This is a genomic window from Micromonospora sp. NPDC006766 (assembly GCF_040636055.1).
GTDB lineage: Bacteria > Actinomycetota > Actinomycetes > Mycobacteriales > Micromonosporaceae > Micromonospora.
Map to the genome: position 1 here is coordinate 1 of NZ_JBEYIX010000009.1, position 17,907 is coordinate 17,907.

The 17,907-nt window shown below is 69.8% G+C and carries 14 protein-coding genes and 1 rRNA gene; 7 read left to right on the forward strand and 8 right to left on the reverse strand.

Going from position 1 to position 17,907, the window contains the following annotated elements; genetic code table 11:
• Positions 1–71, reverse strand: a 16S ribosomal RNA gene (locus ABZ671_RS11900); the annotation flags it as partial.
• Positions 72–686: 615 nt separating this feature from the next.
• Positions 687–1,970 (reverse strand): tyrosine--tRNA ligase, encoded by a 1,284-nt coding sequence (tyrS, locus tag ABZ671_RS11905; protein ID WP_357855326.1) that lies wholly within the window; start codon positions 1,968–1,970, stop codon positions 687–689.
• Positions 1,971–2,076: 106 nt separating this feature from the next.
• Here tyrS and ABZ671_RS11910 point away from each other — a divergent pair, with 106 nt between their 5' ends.
• The gene (locus tag ABZ671_RS11910; protein WP_357855756.1) at positions 2,077–2,460 is read left to right on the forward strand and encodes a PaaI family thioesterase; all 384 of its coding nucleotides are present in this window, start codon (positions 2,077–2,079) and stop codon (positions 2,458–2,460) included.
• A 34-nt stretch (positions 2,461–2,494) separates the two neighbouring features.
• On the opposite strand, the gene ABZ671_RS11915 is transcribed toward ABZ671_RS11910, so the two are convergent.
• The gene (locus ABZ671_RS11915; protein ID WP_357855329.1) at positions 2,495–3,136 is read right to left on the reverse strand and encodes a hypothetical protein; all 642 of its coding nucleotides are present in this window, start codon (positions 3,134–3,136) and stop codon (positions 2,495–2,497) included.
• A gap of 72 nt (positions 3,137–3,208) precedes the next feature.
• Positions 3,209–3,835, reverse strand: coding sequence for an acyltransferase (locus tag ABZ671_RS11920; RefSeq protein WP_357855332.1), 627 nt, complete (start codon positions 3,833–3,835; stop codon positions 3,209–3,211).
• Between the two features lie 273 nt (positions 3,836–4,108).
• Here ABZ671_RS11920 and ABZ671_RS11925 point away from each other — a divergent pair, with 273 nt between their 5' ends.
• The 5 genes from ABZ671_RS11925 to ABZ671_RS11945 all read left to right on the forward strand — a co-directional run bounded on the left by ABZ671_RS11925 (position 4,109) and on the right by ABZ671_RS11945 (position 9,152).
• The gene (locus ABZ671_RS11925; RefSeq protein WP_357855334.1) at positions 4,109–5,182 is read left to right on the forward strand and encodes a Gfo/Idh/MocA family oxidoreductase; all 1,074 of its coding nucleotides are present in this window, start codon (positions 4,109–4,111) and stop codon (positions 5,180–5,182) included.
• Between the two features lie 64 nt (positions 5,183–5,246).
• On the forward strand, positions 5,247–6,212 hold the full coding sequence (locus tag ABZ671_RS11930; protein WP_357855337.1) for an NAD-dependent epimerase/dehydratase family protein: 966 nt from the start codon (positions 5,247–5,249) through the stop codon (positions 6,210–6,212).
• Complete coding sequence (locus ABZ671_RS11935) at positions 6,194–7,345, forward strand: DegT/DnrJ/EryC1/StrS family aminotransferase (RefSeq protein ID WP_357855340.1); 1,152 nt, start codon at positions 6,194–6,196, stop codon at positions 7,343–7,345. The genes ABZ671_RS11930 and ABZ671_RS11935 overlap by 19 nt, the downstream gene beginning before the upstream one ends.
• Entirely contained in the window at positions 7,345–8,031 is a 687-nt protein-coding gene (locus ABZ671_RS11940) for an acetyltransferase (RefSeq protein WP_357855343.1), read from the forward strand. The genes ABZ671_RS11935 and ABZ671_RS11940 overlap by 1 nt, the downstream gene beginning before the upstream one ends.
• Positions 8,032–8,033: 2 nt before the next feature.
• Positions 8,034–9,152 (forward strand): DegT/DnrJ/EryC1/StrS family aminotransferase, encoded by a 1,119-nt coding sequence (locus tag ABZ671_RS11945; protein WP_357855346.1) that lies wholly within the window; start codon positions 8,034–8,036, stop codon positions 9,150–9,152.
• On the opposite strand, the gene wecB is transcribed toward ABZ671_RS11945, so the two are convergent.
• Genes wecB through ABZ671_RS11965 form a run of 4 tightly spaced genes read right to left on the reverse strand, consistent with a single transcriptional unit; the run spans position 9,132 to position 13,531 of the window.
• Positions 9,132–10,262 (reverse strand): UDP-N-acetylglucosamine 2-epimerase (non-hydrolyzing), encoded by a 1,131-nt coding sequence (gene wecB, locus ABZ671_RS11950; protein ID WP_357855349.1) that lies wholly within the window; start codon positions 10,260–10,262, stop codon positions 9,132–9,134. The two genes, ABZ671_RS11945 and wecB, sit on opposite strands and share 21 nt — an antisense overlap.
• Before the next feature lies 1 nt (position 10,263).
• A complete protein-coding gene (locus tag ABZ671_RS11955; RefSeq protein ID WP_357855352.1) occupies positions 10,264–11,523 on the reverse strand; it encodes a nucleotide sugar dehydrogenase in 1,260 nt (419 codons plus the stop codon).
• The gene (locus ABZ671_RS11960) at positions 11,523–12,350 is read right to left on the reverse strand and encodes a WecB/TagA/CpsF family glycosyltransferase (protein WP_357855355.1); all 828 of its coding nucleotides are present in this window, start codon (positions 12,348–12,350) and stop codon (positions 11,523–11,525) included. The genes ABZ671_RS11955 and ABZ671_RS11960 overlap by 1 nt, the downstream gene beginning before the upstream one ends.
• Positions 12,347–13,531: a hypothetical protein gene (locus tag ABZ671_RS11965; protein WP_357855358.1), complete on the reverse strand. Its 1,185-nt coding sequence runs from the start codon at positions 13,529–13,531 to the stop codon at positions 12,347–12,349. The genes ABZ671_RS11960 and ABZ671_RS11965 overlap by 4 nt, the downstream gene beginning before the upstream one ends.
• A gap of 687 nt (positions 13,532–14,218) precedes the next feature.
• On the opposite strand from ABZ671_RS11965, the gene ABZ671_RS11970 reads away from it, so the two are divergent.
• A complete protein-coding gene (locus ABZ671_RS11970) occupies positions 14,219–17,863 on the forward strand; it encodes a DUF4082 domain-containing protein (RefSeq protein WP_357855361.1) in 3,645 nt (1,214 codons plus the stop codon).
• Positions 17,864–17,907: the final 44 nt, after the last annotated feature.

The following is a 17,907-nucleotide window of genomic DNA, read 5'->3' on the forward strand; positions in this document are numbered from 1 at the left end:
TTCCGCTCGACTTGCATGTGTTAAGCACGCCGCCAGCGTTCGTCCTGAGCCAGGATCAAACTCTCCAACAAAAACTTGTTGAACAATCCATCCCGACAACAAAATGTTGCCAAAGGAATCCCCACCAGCCAGACCTCCCAAAGAAGACCTGCCCAGCACGGGGTAATAAATCAATTTGGCACTGGCTTATCAAGCACCCTGTTGAGTTCTCAAAGAACAACCACACACCATCCGAAAGCCCCGCACCGCAGGACCCCCATCCGGGGCATTTCGTTCGTCCGCCCCCGCCGCTCTCGCGCCGGGCACTTTTACTACGTTACCCGGTGGTTTCTGCCGTGTCAAACCGGTGTCTCGCGGTTTGGCGGGGCTTCCACCCTTTTGCCGGGCACCACGATCCGGTCGACTTGCGTCGTCCGCTCCGTGGATTTCGGCAGGACGGCCGCCGCGGTCTCCCGCTCGCTCGCCCGCTTCCCTGCCGGCCGGTAACCTTACCCGGTCGGTTCCGCCTCGCCAAATCCGCCTCGCGACGAATTCGGGGCACCGCCCGTTTCAGGTTCTGCGCTCCGGCCTTCCAGGTCTTTCGCCCTGTTTCGTCCGTTCCGCGCTGGCAGAGAGAAAGTTACGCGCCCAGCGGTTTGATCGTCAAATCCGCTGGGCGCGTCCCGCGTCACATTGTCGAGGTACGACTATTTGCGCAGCTCAACCCCGGCAAACGAACGCTTGCCGCGGCGCAGCACCAGGTAGCGCCCGTGCAGCAGGTCCTCCGGCGAGACCGTGGCGTCCACCGCCGTGATGCGGTTGTTGTTGACGTAGGCGCCGCCCTCGGTGATCACCCGCCGGGCCTCCTTCATGCTCGGCACCAAGCCCGACTCCTTGAGCAGGCCGGCGACGTCCGGCAGCTCGGTCAGGTGGACCAGGCCGGCCTCGGTCAGCGCGGCGCGAAGGGTCTCCGGCGCCAACTCCTCGAGCGAGCCCCGGCCGAAGAGCGCCTGACTCGCCGCGACCGCCTGCGCCATCTCCCGCTCGCCGTGCACCAGCGTGGTCAGCTCCTCGGCGAGCGCCCGCTGGGCGAGCCGTGCCTGCGGACGCTCCGCCGTCGCCTTCTCCAGCTCCTCCAACTCCTCGCGGGAGCGGAAGCTGAAGTAGCGCAGGTAACGGGTGACGTCGCGGTCGTCGGCGTTGACCCAGAACTGGTAGAAGGCGTACGGGCTGGTCATCTCCGGATCGAGCCACACCGCGCCGGTCTCGCTCTTGCCGAACTTGGTGCCGTCGGACTTGGTGACCAGCGGCGTGGTGAAGGCCTGCACCGGTCCGGCGCCCCGCCGGCGGATGTAGTCGACGCCGGCGGTGATGTTGCCCCACTGGTCGGAGCCGCCGTACTGGAGCTGGCAGCCGTGCCGGCGGTGCAGCTCGAAGAAGTCGTTGGCCTGCAGAAGCTGGTAGCTGAACTCGGTGTAGCTGATCCCGGTCTCCAGGCGGGCCTTGACCACCTCCCGAGCCAGCATCTTGTTCACCGGGAAGTGCTTGCCGACGTCCCGGAGGAACTCCACCACTGACATCTCGCCGGTCCAGTCCAGGTTGTTGACCAGTTGCGCGGCGTTCTCCCCGGTGTACGAGACGAACGGCGCGAGCTGGTCGCGGATCCGCTGGACCCAGCCGGCGATGACCTCGGGCGGGTTCAACGTCCGCTCCGCGCTCTCCTTCGGGTCGCCGATCTGGCCGGTGGCGCCACCGACCAGCAGTAGCGGCCGGTGCCCGGCGAGCTGGAGCCGGCGGGCCATCACGACCTGCATGAGGTTGCCGACGTGCAGACTCGGGGCGGTCGGATCGAAGCCCACATAGAAGGTGGCCGTCTCGCCGTCGAGCAGCTCGCGCAGCTCGTCGAGGCCGGTCGAGTCCTGGATCAGGCCCCGCCACCGCAGGTCTTCGGTCAGGGAGTCCCGCCCGTGCGGGAGGTTACTGTCGGTCACGGTCACCGATTCTCCCCCATCACCGACCTCGGCCCGTAGCGGGTTTGCCCACCGGGGACGACTAAGCTGGCCGCGCTGGCGGAGGCGAGGAGGGGCTGCCGTGGAGATGTCGGATCTGACGGGCGGCTTCACGGCCCTGCTGGGCCTCAAGTTCGACGAGGTCAGCGGCGACCGGGTCGTGATCCGCTGGCGGGTCCGCCCGGAGCTGCACCAGCCGTACGGGATCCAGCACGGCGGGGTCTACTGCTCGGTGGTGGAGACGGCGGCCAGCGTCGGCGCGGCCCGGTGGCTGGGCGACCAGGGTCAGGTTGTCGGCGTGTCCAACCAGACCGACTTCCTGCGCGCGGTGCGGGACGGCGAGCTGACCGCGATCGGCACCCCGATCCACCGGGGTCGCAGCCAGCAGCTCTGGGCGGTGGAGATCACCGACGAGAACGACCGGCTGGTGGCGCGCGGCCAGGTGCGGTTGCAGAACCTGACGTCCGCCTGACCACGGCCGGGCGGCGTGGCGGATCCGCGTCCGGCTAATCCGTGGCGTGGGCCGGGGCGGCGGGCAGGTCGAGGACGTACGCCTCGCCCTCCCGTTGGAAACCGAGCCGGTGGTAGTAGGGGGCGACCATGCCGGGCGGGCTGACCACCCGCTGGAAGCCGCGGTCGGTGAAGAGGCGGCTGCGCCGGTAGACGAACTCACCCGGGGTGAAATCGCGGAAGCGCTGAGTGACATAGTCCAGGTCGATCTGGGCCACCCCGCCGGCCTCGGCGTGCGACACCACCACGCCGACCACCTCGTCGGCGCGGACCACCAGGAAGGCCGAGCGGTCGGCGGCGGCCGGGTCCCAGCGGAATTCCGGGTTGAAGCGGGCGATGTCGGCGGCGTGCACCCGCAGCGTGTGGGCCAGAAAAGCGTCGGCGGTGCCCACCTCGACCACCTGGTACGTCTGCTCGTCATGCCGGGTGACCAGCATCGCGCGCAGGTACCAGACGTTGATCACGGCGAGCACCACGTTCAGCCCGACCATGGGCCACACGTGCACGGCGGCGTTGTAGCCGATCAGGATGAGGCAGCCGAGCAGGTTGAGGGCGCGCAGCCGCAGGATGCGCGTCTGCAGCAACGACCAGATCAGCAGCGCGGAGCCGGCCCAGCCGACGAGTTCCCACCAGTTCACCCGGGCGAGGGTAGTGCCCTCTGGCTCGGGCCGGTAACGGGGACGGCCGGTGGGCGGCCCCTACGGCGGCGGTCAGGCCGGGGTCAGCTCGGTGAGCCGTCCCTGGTCCTCGTGGTATCCGGCTCCGGTATGTGGGCAGACCCACCGGCCGTCACCCTTCGCGACGAGCGGTTCACCCGCCCGCCCCACCCAGCCGACCCGGCGGGCCGGAACTCCGACCATCAGCGCGAAGTCGGGGACATCCCTGGTGACCACCGCGCCCGCCGCGATCAGCGCCCACCGACCGATCGTGACCGGCGCCACACAGACGGCACGGGCTCCGATGGCCGCTCCCTCGCCGACCACCACGCCGACCGGGCTCCAGTCGTCGCTGTTCTTGAGCCGTCCCTGCGGCGTGACCGCGCGTGGGTACTCGTCGTTGGTGAGCACCGCGGCCGGCCCGACGAAGACGCCATCGGCCAGCTCCGCCGGCTCGTACACCAGAGCGTGGTTCTGCAGCTTGACGTTGTCGCCCAGGCGGACGCCCGGCCCGACATAGGCACCGCGGCCGATCACGCAGTTCCGACCGACCGTGGCGGTCTCACGGATCTGCGCCAGATGCCACACCCGGGTGCCGGTACGGATCGTCGCTCGCTCGTCCACATCAGCCGTCGCGGCGATCTGCACGCCGTCACGCGGCGCCCCGTTGGCCTGCGTCATCTTTCGTACCCCCTGCTGCAGGGCGAATCTGGCGGGTGGAGGGTAGACGTTGCCTAACAGGACCGATGTCAGGAAGCCGACGCGGTGCCCGCAGAAGGGCTGTTCGAGGAGGTCGGGCGAACCGAACGGACCGGCGTACCCCGGCGGCACCGCCGGATTTCCGAGCGCACCCTGGCGCATCCGACGACGGCGTCGGTAGCTTGCCGACGGGGACTCGCGACTAGCTTTCACGTCGGCGAATGATCCTGTCCCTGACCGGGGAAGGGGATGTCCGTGAACTCATCGGGTGCTGCCGCTGGCGAACCGATCGGCGTTGCCGTCATCGGTGCCGGTTACTGGGGGCCGAACCTTGTCCGGAACTTCCAGAACTCCGCGGAGTTTCGGCTGCGCTGGCTCTGCGACCTCGACGTGCGCCGGGCCGAGCGGGTGCTCGGTGGCTATTCGGTCGTCCAGCCGACCGACGATCTCGCCGCCGTGCTGGCCGACGACGCGGTGCGTGCGGTGGCCGTCGCCACCCCGGCCGGCACCCACCTCGAGGTGGCGATGGCGGCGCTGCGGGCCGGCAAGCACGTGCTCGTGGAGAAGCCGCTGGCCGCCAGCGTCGAGCAGGGGCGCGCGCTGGTGGCGGAGGCACAGCGGCGGGGGCTGTCGCTGATGTGCGACCACACCTACTGTTACACGCCTGCGGTGCTGCGCATCCGGGAACTGTTGCACGGCGGGGAACTGGGCGAGTTGCAGTACCTCGACTCGGTGCGGATCAATCTCGGGCTGGTCCAGCGTGACATCGACGTGGTGTGGGACCTGGCGCCGCACGACCTGTCAATTCTCGACTTCATCCTGCCGCCCGGCGTGGTGCCGGTCTCCGTGGCGGCGCAGGGCGCGGACCGGATCGGTGCGGGCCGGGCCTGCGTCGCCTACCTGACGCTGCACCTGAGCACCGGCGCGATCGCGCACATCCACGTCAACTGGCTCTCCCCGGTGAAGATCCGGACCGCGATCATCGGCGGCTCGAAACGTACGCTCGTCTGGGACGATCTCAATCCCAGTCAGCGGCTGTCGATCTTCGATCGGGGAGTCGATGTGGCGTCGGCGGACGAGCTCGGTGACGAGCAGCGCCGAGACATGCTGGTGTCGTACCGCTCGGGCGACATGGTGGCGCCGGCGCTGACGGAGCGGGAGGCGCTGCGCACCATGGTCGAGGAGTTCGCGCGGTCGATCCACAGCGGCACGCCGGCCCTGACCGACGGTGCGGCGGGGCTGCGGGTGATGACCATTTTGGAGGCTGCCTCTCGTAGCCTCGCCACCGACGGAAAGTTGATCAGTCTCAGTGAATGGGCCGAAGCGTGAGCGGCATGATCGGATCTGGTGCGGCGCTGCCGCCGGGCGGCACGGAGCGAAGCGGAGCAACGGCATGAGCGGGGTGGCGATCGCCGGGGCACGCGCCCTGGTGACGGGTGGAGCGGGCACCATCGGCTCGCATGTCGTCGATCAACTGGTCGCCGGCGGCGCGGCCGAGGTGGTCGTCCTCGACAACTTCGTCCGTGGCCGGCGGGAGAACCTCGCCCGAGCCCTGCCGCACGACAGTGTCAACCTCGTCGAGGGCGACATCCGCGACGTCGCGCTGGTGCACGAGCTCACCCGGGGCAAGGACCTGGTCTTCCATCTCGCCGCCATTCGCATCACCCAGTGTGCGGAGGAGCCGCGACTCGCCAACGAGGTACTGGTCGACGGCACCTTCAACGTGCTGGAGGCGGCGGCCGCCGCGCAGGTCCGCAAGGTCGTCCTGTCCTCGTCGGCATCCGTGTACGGGCTCGCCGACGAGTTCCCGACCACCGAGCGGCACCACCCCTACCACAACGACACCTTCTACGGCGCTGCGAAGGCGTTCAACGAGGGCATGCTGCGCAGCTTCCACAGCATGTACGGCCTGGACTACGTGGCCCTGCGCTACTTCAACGTCTACGGCCCCCGGATGGACATCCACGGCCTCTACACCGAGGTCCTGATCCGCTGGATGGAGCGGATCGAGTCAGGGGTCCCTCCACTGATCCTCGGCGACGGCCTGCAGACGATGGACTTCGTCCATGTCGCCGACATCGCCCGGGCCAACATTCTGGCCGCACAGGCGGACGTCACCGACGACGTGTTCAACATCGCCAGCGGCGCCGAGACCAGCCTCCGCGAGCTGGCCCAGGCGCTCAGCGACGTGATGAAGTCCGACCTTCCTCCGGAGCACGGCCCGGCCCGCGCCGTCAACGGGGTCACCCGCCGGCTGGCCGACACCACCGCCGCCGCCGAGAAGCTGGGCTTCCGCGCCGAGATCGGCCTGCACGAGGGGCTTCAGGGGCTGGTCGACTGGTGGCGGGCCGAGAAGTGACCGTCTCCCGGATCCCGGTGATGATCCCCTGCCTCGGCGAGGAGGAGGCGCAGGCCGCCGCCGACGCGGTCCGCTCGGGCTGGGTGGCCCAGGGGCCGCGGGTGGCCCGGTTCGAACAGGAGTTCGCCGCCCTGGTGGGTGCCGGCCACGGCGTGGCCGTCAGCTCCTGCACCACGGCGCTTCACCTGGCGCTGGTCGTACTCGAGGTCGGCCCGGGCGACGAGGTGATCGTGCCGTCGTTCTCGTTCATCGCCACCGCCAACGCGGTGCGCTACGTCGGAGCCACCCCGGTCTTCGCCGATGTCGACATCAGCACGGGCAACCTGACGGTGGCGGCGATCGACGCCGTGCGCACTCCCCGGACCCGGGCGGTGATCGCGGTCCACCAGGGCGGCGTGCCGTTCGACACCGCCGCGTTGCGGGGCGCGGCCCACGGCTGGGGGGTGCCGTTGATCGAGGACGCGGCCTGCGCCGCCGGGTCGACGGCGTACGGGGATCCGGTCGGGGCGGGCTCGACGATCTCCACGTGGTCGTTCCATCCGCGCAAGCTGCTGACGACCGGCGAGGGCGGGATGGTCACGGTGGACGATCCCGAGTGGGCCGCCCGGCTGCGCCGCCTGCGCGAGCACGGCATGAACGTTTCCGCCGCCGACCGTCACGCCAGTGCGCAACCGGTGCTGGAGTCCTACCTGGAGACCGCGTTCAACTACCGGATGACCGACATTCAGGCGGCGGTCGGGCTGGTGCAGCTCGGCCGTCTCGCGGAACTGGTGCGTCACCGGCGCGCGCTGGCGGCCCGGTATCACGAGCTGCTCGCGGGCATCGAGGGCCTGGTCCCGGTCCGCGACCCCGACCATGGGGAGACCAACTTCCAGTCGTTCTGGGTGCTGATCAACCCGGAGTACGGAACCGGCCGTGACGAGGTCCTGGCCGAGCTGGCCGCCGCCGGGGTGTCGGCCCGGCGCGGCATCATGGCCGCCCATCTGGAACCGGCCTACGCCGACGTGAGGTCCGGGCCGCTGCCGGTGACCGAGCGGCTGACCCGCGACTCGCTCATCCTGCCGCTGCATCATGCGCTGACCGAGGACGACCAGGACCGCATCGTCGGCGTGCTGCGCAAGCTGGCCGGTTGATGCGCGACCTGGTCATCGTCGGGGCGGGCGGGTTCGCGCGGGAGACCGCGGCCGCGGTACGGGCGATCAACGAGGTCCGGCCGACCTGGCGACTGCGCGGGTTCCTCGACGACGACACCGCGCTGCACGGCACGCATCGAGCCGGCCTGCCGATCCTCGGCGGGATCGACCTGGTGGCCGCGATGCCGGCGGCGGCGGTCGTCGTCTGCGTCGGCAACCCGCGCGACTACGTCTCGCGGCGGCGAATCGTGGAGCGGATCGCCCTGCCCGCGCAGCGGTACGCCACGATCGTCCATCCGAGTGCCACCGTCGGCGCCGGCAGCACAGTCGCTGCCGGCAGCGTGCTGCTCGCCGGCGTGGTGCTCACCGCGGAGGTGAGCGTCGGCGCGCATGTCGCGGTCATGCCGCAGGCCGTCCTGACCCACGACGACCGGGTGTCCGACTATGCCACTCTCGCCTCCGGGGTTCGCCTCGGCGGCGGCGCGGTGTTGCGGCCGGGCGCGTACGTAGGGGCGGGAGCCCTGGTCCGCGAGGGCGTGACGATCGGCGACTGGTCGCTGGTCGGAATGGGTTCCGTGGTGCTGCGCGACGTACCGCCCGGTGAGGTGTGGGCCGGCAGCCCGGCCCGCCGGCTGCGGGCGGCGTCGCTTGACGAATCGATCGTGTCGAAGAGTGTGGGGAGCTAGTCATGCCGGGGATACCGCTCGTCGATCTCGCCGCCGCGCACGCGGAGGTCGCGGAGGAGGTGGAGGCGGGGTTCAAGCGGATCATCGCAGACACCGCCTTCATCGGTGGGGCCGAGGTCGCCGCGTTCGAGCGGGAGTACGCGGCGTTCAGCGGCGTGCCGCACTGTGTCGGGGTGGCCAACGGCACCGACGCGCTCGAACTGGCGCTGCGCGCCGCCGGCGTCGGGCCCGGCGCCGAGGTGATCCTTCCGGCGAACACCTTCATCGCCACCGCTGAGGCGGTCGTCCGGGCCGGCGCGCGACCGGTGCTGGTCGACTGCGAGCCCGATTCGTTTCTGATCGACGTCGACGCGGCGCTGGCCGCGGTGACCCCGGCGACCCGGGCGGTCATCCCGGTTCATCTCTACGGCCAGCTCGCGCCGGTGGAACGGCTGCGGGCGGGCCTGGCCGGGCGGGACGTCACGATCGTCGAGGACGCCGCGCAGTGCCAGGGGGCCACCCGGCACGGCTGCGGCGCCGGCGTCGACGGCATCGCCGCGACGAGTTTCTACCCGGGCAAGAACCTGGGCGCGTACGGAGACGCGGGCGCGGTGGTGACCTCGGACGCCGAACTCGCCACGGTGGTCCGCACCCTCGGCAGCCACGGCGGCCTGACGAAGTACGCGCATGACATGGTCGGTGTGAACAGCCGGCTGGACGGCCTGCAGGCGGTCGTGCTGCGCGCCAAGCTGGCCCGTCTGGCCGGATGGAACGCGCTGCGCCGGGCCGCGGCGGGCCGCTACGACGCGCTGTTGGCGTCGGTCGAGGTGATCCGGCCGGTGACCCTGCCCGGCAACGAGCACGTGTGGCACATCTACTGCGTCCGGATTCCCGGCGACGGCACCCCGGCCCGACGGGACCGGGTGCTCGCCGAACTGCACTCGGCCGGGGTCGGTGCGGCCATTCACTATCCCGTGCCGGTGCACGTGACGCCGGCCTTCGCCGACCTCGGTCACCGGCGCGGGGCGTTTCCCAACACGGAACAGGTGGCCCCGCAGCTGCTGTCCCTGCCGATCTTTCCGCAGATCACCGTCGAGCAGCAGGAGCGGGTGGTCGCGGCCCTAGCGGCCGCGCTGCGCTAGCAGGGCCACCAGATCGGTCGGCCGCGGCGCGTCCGGCGTCCGCAACCGGCCGAGAAGCACCTCGGCGATGCGCTCGCCCGCGCGTCCGTCCCACAGGGCCGGTCGACGCCGGGCGGGTGGGTCGCGCAGCACGGCGGCGGCCGCCGCGACGATGCGTGCGGGGTCGCGGCCAACCACCTGGTTCGTGCCCTCGTCGACGGTGATCGGCCGCTCGGTGTTGTCCCGCAGCGTCAGGCACGGGACACCGAGCGCCGTGGTCTCCTCCTGTACGCCGCCGGAGTCCGTCAGCACCAGCCGGGCTGACGCCTGCAGCGCGATGAAGTCCAGGTATCCGGCCGGCGGTATCAGCCGCAGCCCGGCCGGCACGCCGGCGCTCTCCAGTCGGGTGGCGGTGCGCGGATGCACCGGCAGGATCAGCGGTGTCCCGGCGGCGATCTGGCCCAGCGCCTCGAGCAGCGCGGCCAACATCTCCGGCGTATCCACGTTGGCCGGCCGGTGCAGGGTCACCAACCCGTACCCGCCGGCCGTCAGGCCGTGCCGGGCGAGCGCGTCCGAGGCGAGCGCGCGATCCAGGTTGGTGTACAGGGTGTCGATCATCACGTTGCCGGCGAGGTGGATCTGGTCGTCGCGGTAGCCCTCGGCCCGCAGATTGGCGACCGCGTCCGGCGACGGTGCGAACAGCAGGTCGCTGACCCGGTCGGTGACCACCCGGTTGATTTCCTCGGGCATCGACCAGTCGCGGCTGCGCAGACCCGCCTCGACATGCGCCACCACCCGCCCGGCCTTCGCGGCGACCAGGGCACAGGCGAGCGTCGAGTTGACGTCGCCGACCACCACCACGGCGTCCGGCGCGAGCGTGTCGACCAGCGGCTCGAACGCCGTCATCACCCGGGCGGTCTGCTCGGCGTGTGTTCCCGACCCGGTGCCCAGGTGGTGATCGGGCGGTCGCAGGCCCAGGTCGCGGAAGAAGACCTCGTTCATCGACTCGTCGTAGTGTTGGCCGGTGTGTACCAGCGCGGTGCGCGCCCCGCGCGCCTCCAACGCGTCAAGGACCGGCTTGATCTTCATGTAGTTGGGCCGGGCACCGGCCACACAGACGATCGTCGGCATGTCAGACGACGTCCACGTTGGGGCCCTGCAGCCGGCGCCGGGTGTCCAGTACGTATCGCGCGTGCGTCCGGCACAGCTCGTAGTCGAACGCGTCGTGGTCGGACAGCAGCACGACCGCGTCGGCAGCGGTCAACTCCTCGGCGCTCAGCGCGACCCGGCGTACCCGCTCGTCCAGGCCGGGTATCTGTTCGACGACGTGCGGATCGACCGCGCTGACCTCGGCGCCGAGCTGGACGAGCAGCTGTGCCACCCGTACCGCCGGGGATTCCCGCGCGTCGCCGGTGTTCTTCTTGTACGCCAGCCCCAGCAGGAGCACCTTGGATCCGTTGACCGAGCGGCGCCGGCGGTTGAGCGCATCGGTCAGACGGCGGACCACGTAGTCGGGCATGTGGTTGTTGATGTCGTTGGCCAGCTCCACGAAGCGGAAGCTCTGCCCGAGCGCCCGTTGCACCCGCCAGGACAGGTAGGACGGGTCGATCGGCAGGCAGTGCCCGCCGACGCCCGGACCCGGCGTGAACCGCATGAAGCCGAAGGGTTTGCTCGCCGCCGCGTCGATCGCCCGCCAGACGTCGATGCCGAGGTCGTGCGCGAGCATCGCGACCTCGTTGACCAGGGCGATGTTGACGTGCCGGAAGGTGTTCTCGATCAGCTTCGCCAGCTCGGCCTCCTTCGGCGAGCTGACCGGCACGGTGGTGTCCACGAGCCCGTCGTAGAACTCCTGGATGACCTTCAGCGACACCTCGTCGATGCCGGAGACGATCTTCGGGGTGGATTCGAGCGTCCAGGTCTGGTTGCCCGGGTCGATCCGCTCCGGGCTGAACCCGAGGTGGAAGTCGGGACCGGCGGAGAGGCCGGAGCCCTCCTCCAGGATCGGCCCGAACAGCTCTTCGGTGGTGCCGGGATAGGTGGTCGACTCCAGCACCACGGTAGAGCCCGGGGTGAGGTAGCGCGCCAGGGTGCGTCCGGACGCCTCGATGTACGACACGTCCGGCGCACCGTCGCGCAGCGGGGTTGGCACGGTGACGATGGCGATGTCGAACCCGGCGCAGTGCTTCGCGATGGCGGTGGGTCGGTACAGCCCGGAGGCCATTACGGCTCGGAGCCGCTCCGCCGTGACGTCCTCCACGTACGACTCCCCGCCGGCGAGGAGTTCGGTTCGCCGGGAATCGACGTCGTACCCAATCACCTGATGTCCCACCTCGGCGGCGCGGACCGCGAGCGGCAGGCCGACGTACCCCTGGCCGACGACAACGACGCGCATCAGCTTCCCCCCTGCTGTTCAGGTCTTCTCGGACGTCCGACGGCCGTCACGCGATCCGCCGGCCGCCTGAGGCGCACCAACTCGGAGGCCACGAGCGCGACGAACATCAGGTTGGTGGTGAGGTAGCGGCCGCCGAGCCGCCGAGGCTCCTGCAGCAGCCGGTAGAGCCACTCGAACCCCAGCCGCTGCCAGGACCGGGGCGCCCGTTTGACCACGCCGGCCAGGACGTCGAAGGAGCCGCCGACCCCGTGCGCCACCGCGACACCGGTGCGGTCGCCGAACTCGGCCATGAAGTTTTCCTTCTTTGGCGAGGTCATGCCGAGGAAGAGCAGTTGGGCGCCGCTGGCCGCCACCGTGTCGGCGATCGCCGCGGCGTCGGTGTCGGCGAAGTACCCGTGGTGGCGCCCGGCGATCTTCAGGGCCGGAAAACGTTCGCGGAGACGGTCGATCATGGCGTCGAGCACGACGGGTCGGGCGCCCAGGAAGTAGACCGACAGCCCGCGCCGCTCGGCCTCGGCCAGCAGCCGGACGAACAGGTCGATGCCGGCGACCCGCTCGGGGAGCCGGGTGCGCAGGATGCGGCTCGCCCAGACGACCGACTGGCCGTCGGCGACCACGATGTCGCAGCCGGTGACCGCCGCCCGCAACCGCGGGTCACGGAGCATGTTCACCACCTTGGCGGCGTTGACCACGCCGACCTCGAGGCGGTCGCCGGATCCCACGGCATCGACGCAGCGCTGCACCGTCTCCCCCAGCGTCAGCGCGTCCAGGTCGATGCCGAAGAGGGTGCGACGGCAGGGGACGGGCGGCCGCATGGTGTCGCTCACTGGGCCGCACGCTTCGTGTCGGCCGGCAGGTCGAGACCACCGAGCCAGGTGTGCAGGAGCCAGCCGAACTCGTACGGGCGGCATTCCCGGTCGACGGCGGTGGGGCGGAAGATCCGCTCGACCGGCCGTAGCCGCACACCGGGCGCCGCCCTGGTGGTCAGCCCCTGTGCGGCTCGGACCAGCTTCCGAGGATCCCCCCGATGGACCTTGCGCCAGGTCAGGCCGGCGTCGTCGAGGATCATCGGTGGCGGGTCGTCGCCAAGCTCCACCGGGTTGGTCATCCACCTCAGGCCCCGGACGATCTCGGCCGTACGGTCGGACCCGCCGGCCTCGGCCAGGTCGAGCAGCGCCATCGGCGCCATCGCGTGCTGGTGCACGCTGTACACCGGGTAGCCTTCGACCACCCGGCCGGTGCGCGAGTCGTAGTGCCACCACCACTGACCGCCGCCGCCCTGCAGGTCGCAGATCCGGGTCGCGCATTCCTCGGCCGCGGCCAGCGCCGCGGCGTCGTCGCCGGATTGGTGCAGCCGAGCCAACGCCTGAATCGGGTACACCTGGTCCGCGAAGCAGGCCACGTGCGTCCGGTACCACGGCAGCAATCCGGGAGCGGTCGCGTGCGGGAACAGCGGACTGCCGGGGTGCCGGCTGGTCAGCAGCGTGTCCCGGGACCGTTTGAGCAGGTCTTCGACATCCGCCTGGCCCCGGGCCGTGGCGAGCGCCGCCACCACCCAGGCGGCCTCCACCACGTAGCGGGGGCCGGGCTTCTCGTCGAGCGCACGTAGCCGGGCCAGCGCCTCGGGCAGCATCGGGTGCCGGCCCGCAGCGGCCGCCCAGCAGATGAGCGCGGCGTCGCCGAGGTTGGTCACGTCGGGCAGCCGTCGGATCAGCATCGCGGTGAAATCGGCGGCGCCATGCCCGGACAGCACCGTGCGCTGTGCGGAATCGGTCAGCCACAGCGCGCCCAGTGCCACGATGGCCGCGTACCGGGTGCTGACGCCGCGCAGTTCGGTCGAGGTGCCGTCGCCGCTGCCGCCGACGGCGGCCCGGGTGAAGGCGAATTCGTCGGTGTCCTGTCGGTACATCGTCGGTAGGCCGCGCATCGCCACGTCGAGTAGCCGGGTGACGAGCTCGCCGGCGCCGGAGTCGGCAGCCGCCAGGCGTGCGTGTCGGGGCGTCGTCATCGGTCGGATTCCTTAGGCCGCAGGTGTCTGGATGCCGGAGTCGCATGCTCCGTGCGCTGTGCGTCCGTTGTTGCCACGGGCGTGCCATGCCGTCTTCGCTGAAGGGATCCCCTCGCCGACGGCCGGGCTCACGTCGACCGCGAGCCCGGCAACGATGGCCCCCAACCGAGGTGCATTCACGTTCGCACCGGAGATTAGCCGGGCGGAACCACCGCCGGGATCAGCGATCCGACATTCCCCATGACGCTCGGATGACCCGGTGATGAACGATCGATCGATGGCACACAGGGACCGAAGGCGCCCGGCCGTCGGAAGTGGACGGATGGAGTACTGGCCGTTCCGGCATGCGTCGTGCCCATCTGGCAGGTCCAAAAGGGACAAATGCCATCGGCCGGGGCTTCGGGTTCGAAGCGCATCCCCTGTTCGCATCGAAAGCCCTGGCCCGGATACGAAACTGTCTGATCGATCGGTCAGCATCAGCCGATCGGCGCAAAATCTATTTCGGAAGATGGTTGTCGGCGCCCGACGCCTTTCCTACCTTCGGAGAACAAGTTTCGTGATCAGTGCCGCTCTCGTGAGAGGGCCGGACAGCTCTCTGTAGAGAGGCCCACAGCAATGGACATGGTCAGCGAGGGCAGCCGCCGGTCGCTCGCACCGTCGGTATGGTCACGCGTGACGCGTCGTCGGGTGGCGGAGCCTTCGAGCTCTGCCACCGTCGCCCTCGCGGCCTCGGCCGCGCTCGTCGTGGCGGGTCTGACCGGCGGCACAGCGCATGCCTCGGCCGACCCCTGCTCGCCCAACCCGGTGGTCTGCGAGAACAGCAAGCCCGGGAGCCCCGCCAGCGTGTGGGACATCGACGGCGCCGGCGACGAAACGTTGCAGGGCTTCGCCACCGACATGAGCGTCAACGCGGGCGACCTGATCAGCTTCAAGGTTCAAGCCCGGCACGCGTACACCATCGACATCTACCGCCTGGGCTGGTACGGCGGCAGTGGTGCCCGGAAGATCACTACCCTGCCGGGCACCTTCCCGGCGCAGAACCAGTCCACCGCGTGCGTGACGGACGTCGCAACCCAGATCTACGAGTGCGGCACCTGGGCGGTGTCGGCCAGTTGGTCAGTGCCCGCGACCGCTGTCTCCGGGGTCTACTTCGCGCTGCTCACCCGCACCGACGACGGAGGCGCGAGCCAGATCCCGTTCGTGGTGCGCGACGACGCCAGCACCTCCCAGGTCATCTTCAAGACCTCCGACGCCACCTGGCAGGCGTACAACAGCTACGGCGGCGCCAACTTCTACTCGGGCCCCAGCGGCCGGGCCACCAAGCTCAGCTACAACCGGCCGTTCGCCACCCGGGACCAGTTCGCCGGCCGGGACTACCTGTTCAGCAACGAGTACCCGATGATCCGCTTCCTGGAGCGCAACGGGTACGACCTCACCTACATGACCGACGTGGACGCCGACCGTCGCGGCAACCTGATCGCCAACCACCGGGTGTTCCTCTCCGTCGGCCACGACGAATACTGGTCCGGCCCAGAGCGTGCCGCCGTCGAGGCGGCCCGCGACGCCGGCACCAGCCTGGCGTTCTTCAGCGGCAACGAGGTGTACTGGAAGACCCGTTGGGAGAACAGCCAGGACGGCCGCAACACCGACCACCGGACCCTGGTCTGCTACAAGGAGACCTGGGCGAACAACAAGTCGGATCCGTCGCCCGAATGGACCGGCACCTATCGCGATCCGCGCTTCAGCCCGCCGTCCAACGGCGGCAAACCGGAAAACGCGCTCAGCGGCACCATGTTCATGAGCAACGGCTCCGACCTGGCCCTGCAGGTGCCGGCCGCCCAGGGCAAGACCCGATTCTGGCGCAACACCAGCGTCGCCACCCTCGGCGCCGGTCAGACCGCCACTCTCGCTCCCCACACGATCGGCTACGAGTCCGACGAGGACGTGGACAACGGGTTCCGGCCCGCCGGTCTGATCCACTTGTCCACCACGACCGGCAACACCCTCGAATACCTGCGCGACTTCGGCAGCGAGGTCACTCCGGGCACGACCACCCACCACCTGACTCTCTACCGGGCGGCAAGCGGTGCACTGGTCTTCAGCGCCGGCACCATCCAGTGGTCCTGGGGGCTGGACGCCAACCATGACAGCGGCTTCAACCCCATCGCCCCGGCCGACGCCAGGATGCAGCAGGCCACCGTCAACCTGCTCGCCGACATGGGCGCGGGGGCGGCGACGCTGATGAGTGGCATGGCGCCGGCCACCAGGTCCACCGACAGGACGGCCCCGACGGTCACGATCACCGCACCGGCCTCCGGTGCCACCTTCGCCAACGGAGCAAAGATCACGGTCCAGGGCACCGCGACCGACAGCGGCGGCGGCATCGTGGCCGGCATCGAGGTGTCCACCGACGGCGGCGCCACCTGGCATCCCGCCACCGGCACCGGCTCCTGGTCATACAGCTACCACGCTACCGGTGACGGCTCTTCCACGGTGCAGGTACGCGCCACCGACGACAGCGCGAACATCGGCGCCCCGGCCGGCCGGCAGTTCACCCTGACCGGCTCGACCTCGCTGTTCGGCAGCCGAGTTCCCGCCGTACCCGCAACGAGCGACTCAGCCGCCGTCGAGCTGGGCGTGAAGGTGATCCCGCAGACCGACGGCGTCATCAAGGGAATACGCTTCTACAAGGGCAGCGGCAACACCGGTACGCATGACGGCAATCTCTGGTCGGCCGACGGTGACCTGCTCGCCACGGGAAGGTTCACCAACGAGACGACGACCGGCTGGCAGACGCTCACCTTCTCGTCGCCAATAGCGGTGGTGGCCGGCGCCACCTACGTGGCGTCCTACACCGCACCCAACGGCCACTACGCGGCCGACCTCTGGTTCTTCAGCTACTCCGCTCATCTCGCGGCCCCGCTGCGTGCTCCCCGCAGCTACGAAGCGGGCGGCAACGGGGTGTACGGCAGCGCGGGCAAGTTCCCCGCCAGCTCATACCAGGCCACGAACTACTACGTCGACGTGCTGTTCGACTCGTCGGCCATGACACCACCCGGCGTCACCCTGGTGACGCCGGCGTCCGGTGCGCTCTACGTGCCGGTTTCCACACCTCTGACGACGACATTCAGCAAGCCGATCAACCCGACGACGATCCAGTTCACCGTGCAGGACAGCGGCAACACACCGGTTGCGGGTTCGGTCTCCTACGACGGCACGAGCAACACGGTCACCTTCACGCCGTCGGCCAGCCTGCCGGCCGGGCAGAAGTTCACGGCCAGCGCGCGGGCGTCGGACACCAACGGCAACCCGATGACGGCGCCGAAGACGTGGACGTTCACCACGGATCCGGGCGATACCACTATCTACCGGCTGTTCGACGTGAACGCCATGCCGGCCGGATCAGCGACCAATGATTCGGATGCCGTTTCGCTCGGGGTGAAGTTCAGCGTGAGCACCGACGGCTCGGTGATCGGCATTCGCTACTACAAAGGGACCGGCAACGGAGGCACCCACACCGGAAGCCTGTGGTCGTCGACCGGCACACGTCTGGCCACCGCGACGTTCAGCGACGAGTCGAGCAGCGGCTGGCAGAGCGTGTACTTCGCGCAGGCGGTCCCGGTCACCGCGGGGACCCAGTACGTCGCCTCGTACTACGCGCCGCGCGGACACTACGCCGTGAACAGCGGCTTCTTCGCCAATACCTGGACCAACGGGCCGTTCACCGCGCCTTCCGGCGTCAACGGCGTGTACCAGTACGGGTCAGACTCGTTCCCCACCAGTTCGTTCGGCAGCACCAACTACTGGGTGGACCCGTTGTTCATCGCGGCACCGACCGCGCCGCAGCCGGTGGTGCCGCCCGGCGCGGTGACGGTGTTCGCCGACACGACGACGCCGGCCAACCCTAGCTGGAACGACCCGGCCGCCATCGAGGTCGGTGCGAAGTTCACCACCGACGTGGCGGGCGTGGTCAACGGAGTGCGCTTCTACAAGGGCGCGGCCAATGGCGGTACGCACACCGGCTCGTTGTGGTCGTCGACGGGCACGCTGCTCGCGACCGGGACGTTCGTCGGCGAGACGGTGTCCGGATGGCAGACGATGCTGTTCGCGTCGCCGGTCACCGTCACCCCCGGTGCGACCTACGTGGTGTCCTACTCCAGCGTCGGTGGACGCTACGCGGTGGACCTGAACAGCCTGTCAGCCGGCGTGAGTAACGCGCCGTTGCGCATACCGCCCGGCGGGGGGCTCTACAGATACGGCTCCGGGTTCCCCACCGTGACGAGCAACCACAACTTCTGGGTCGATGTGGTGTTCACGTCCAGTGGGTCATAAGTGGAGTTGGCTCCGACTTCGGGAAAGACCCGGTAGTAAAACCG

Excerpts from the sequence above, each read along its gene's own strand:
- ABZ671_RS11910 (WP_357855756.1), top strand. The coding sequence starts at position 2,077 with ATGTCGGATCTGACGGGCGGCTTCACGGCCCTGCTGGGCCTCAAGTTC.
- ABZ671_RS11920 (WP_357855332.1), bottom strand. The coding sequence starts at position 3,835 with ATGACGCAGGCCAACGGGGCGCCGCGTGACGGCGTGCAGATCGCCGCG.
- ABZ671_RS11930 (WP_357855337.1), top strand. The coding sequence starts at position 5,247 with ATGAGCGGGGTGGCGATCGCCGGGGCACGCGCCCTGGTGACGGGTGGA.
- ABZ671_RS11940 (WP_357855343.1), top strand. The coding sequence starts at position 7,345 with ATGCGCGACCTGGTCATCGTCGGGGCGGGCGGGTTCGCGCGGGAGACC.
- ABZ671_RS11945 (WP_357855346.1), top strand. The coding sequence starts at position 8,034 with ATGCCGGGGATACCGCTCGTCGATCTCGCCGCCGCGCACGCGGAGGTC.
- wecB (WP_357855349.1), bottom strand. The coding sequence starts at position 10,262 with ATGCCGACGATCGTCTGTGTGGCCGGTGCCCGGCCCAACTACATGAAG.
- ABZ671_RS11955 (WP_357855352.1), bottom strand. The coding sequence starts at position 11,523 with ATGCGCGTCGTTGTCGTCGGCCAGGGGTACGTCGGCCTGCCGCTCGCG.
- ABZ671_RS11965 (WP_357855358.1), bottom strand. The coding sequence starts at position 13,531 with ATGACGACGCCCCGACACGCACGCCTGGCGGCTGCCGACTCCGGCGCC.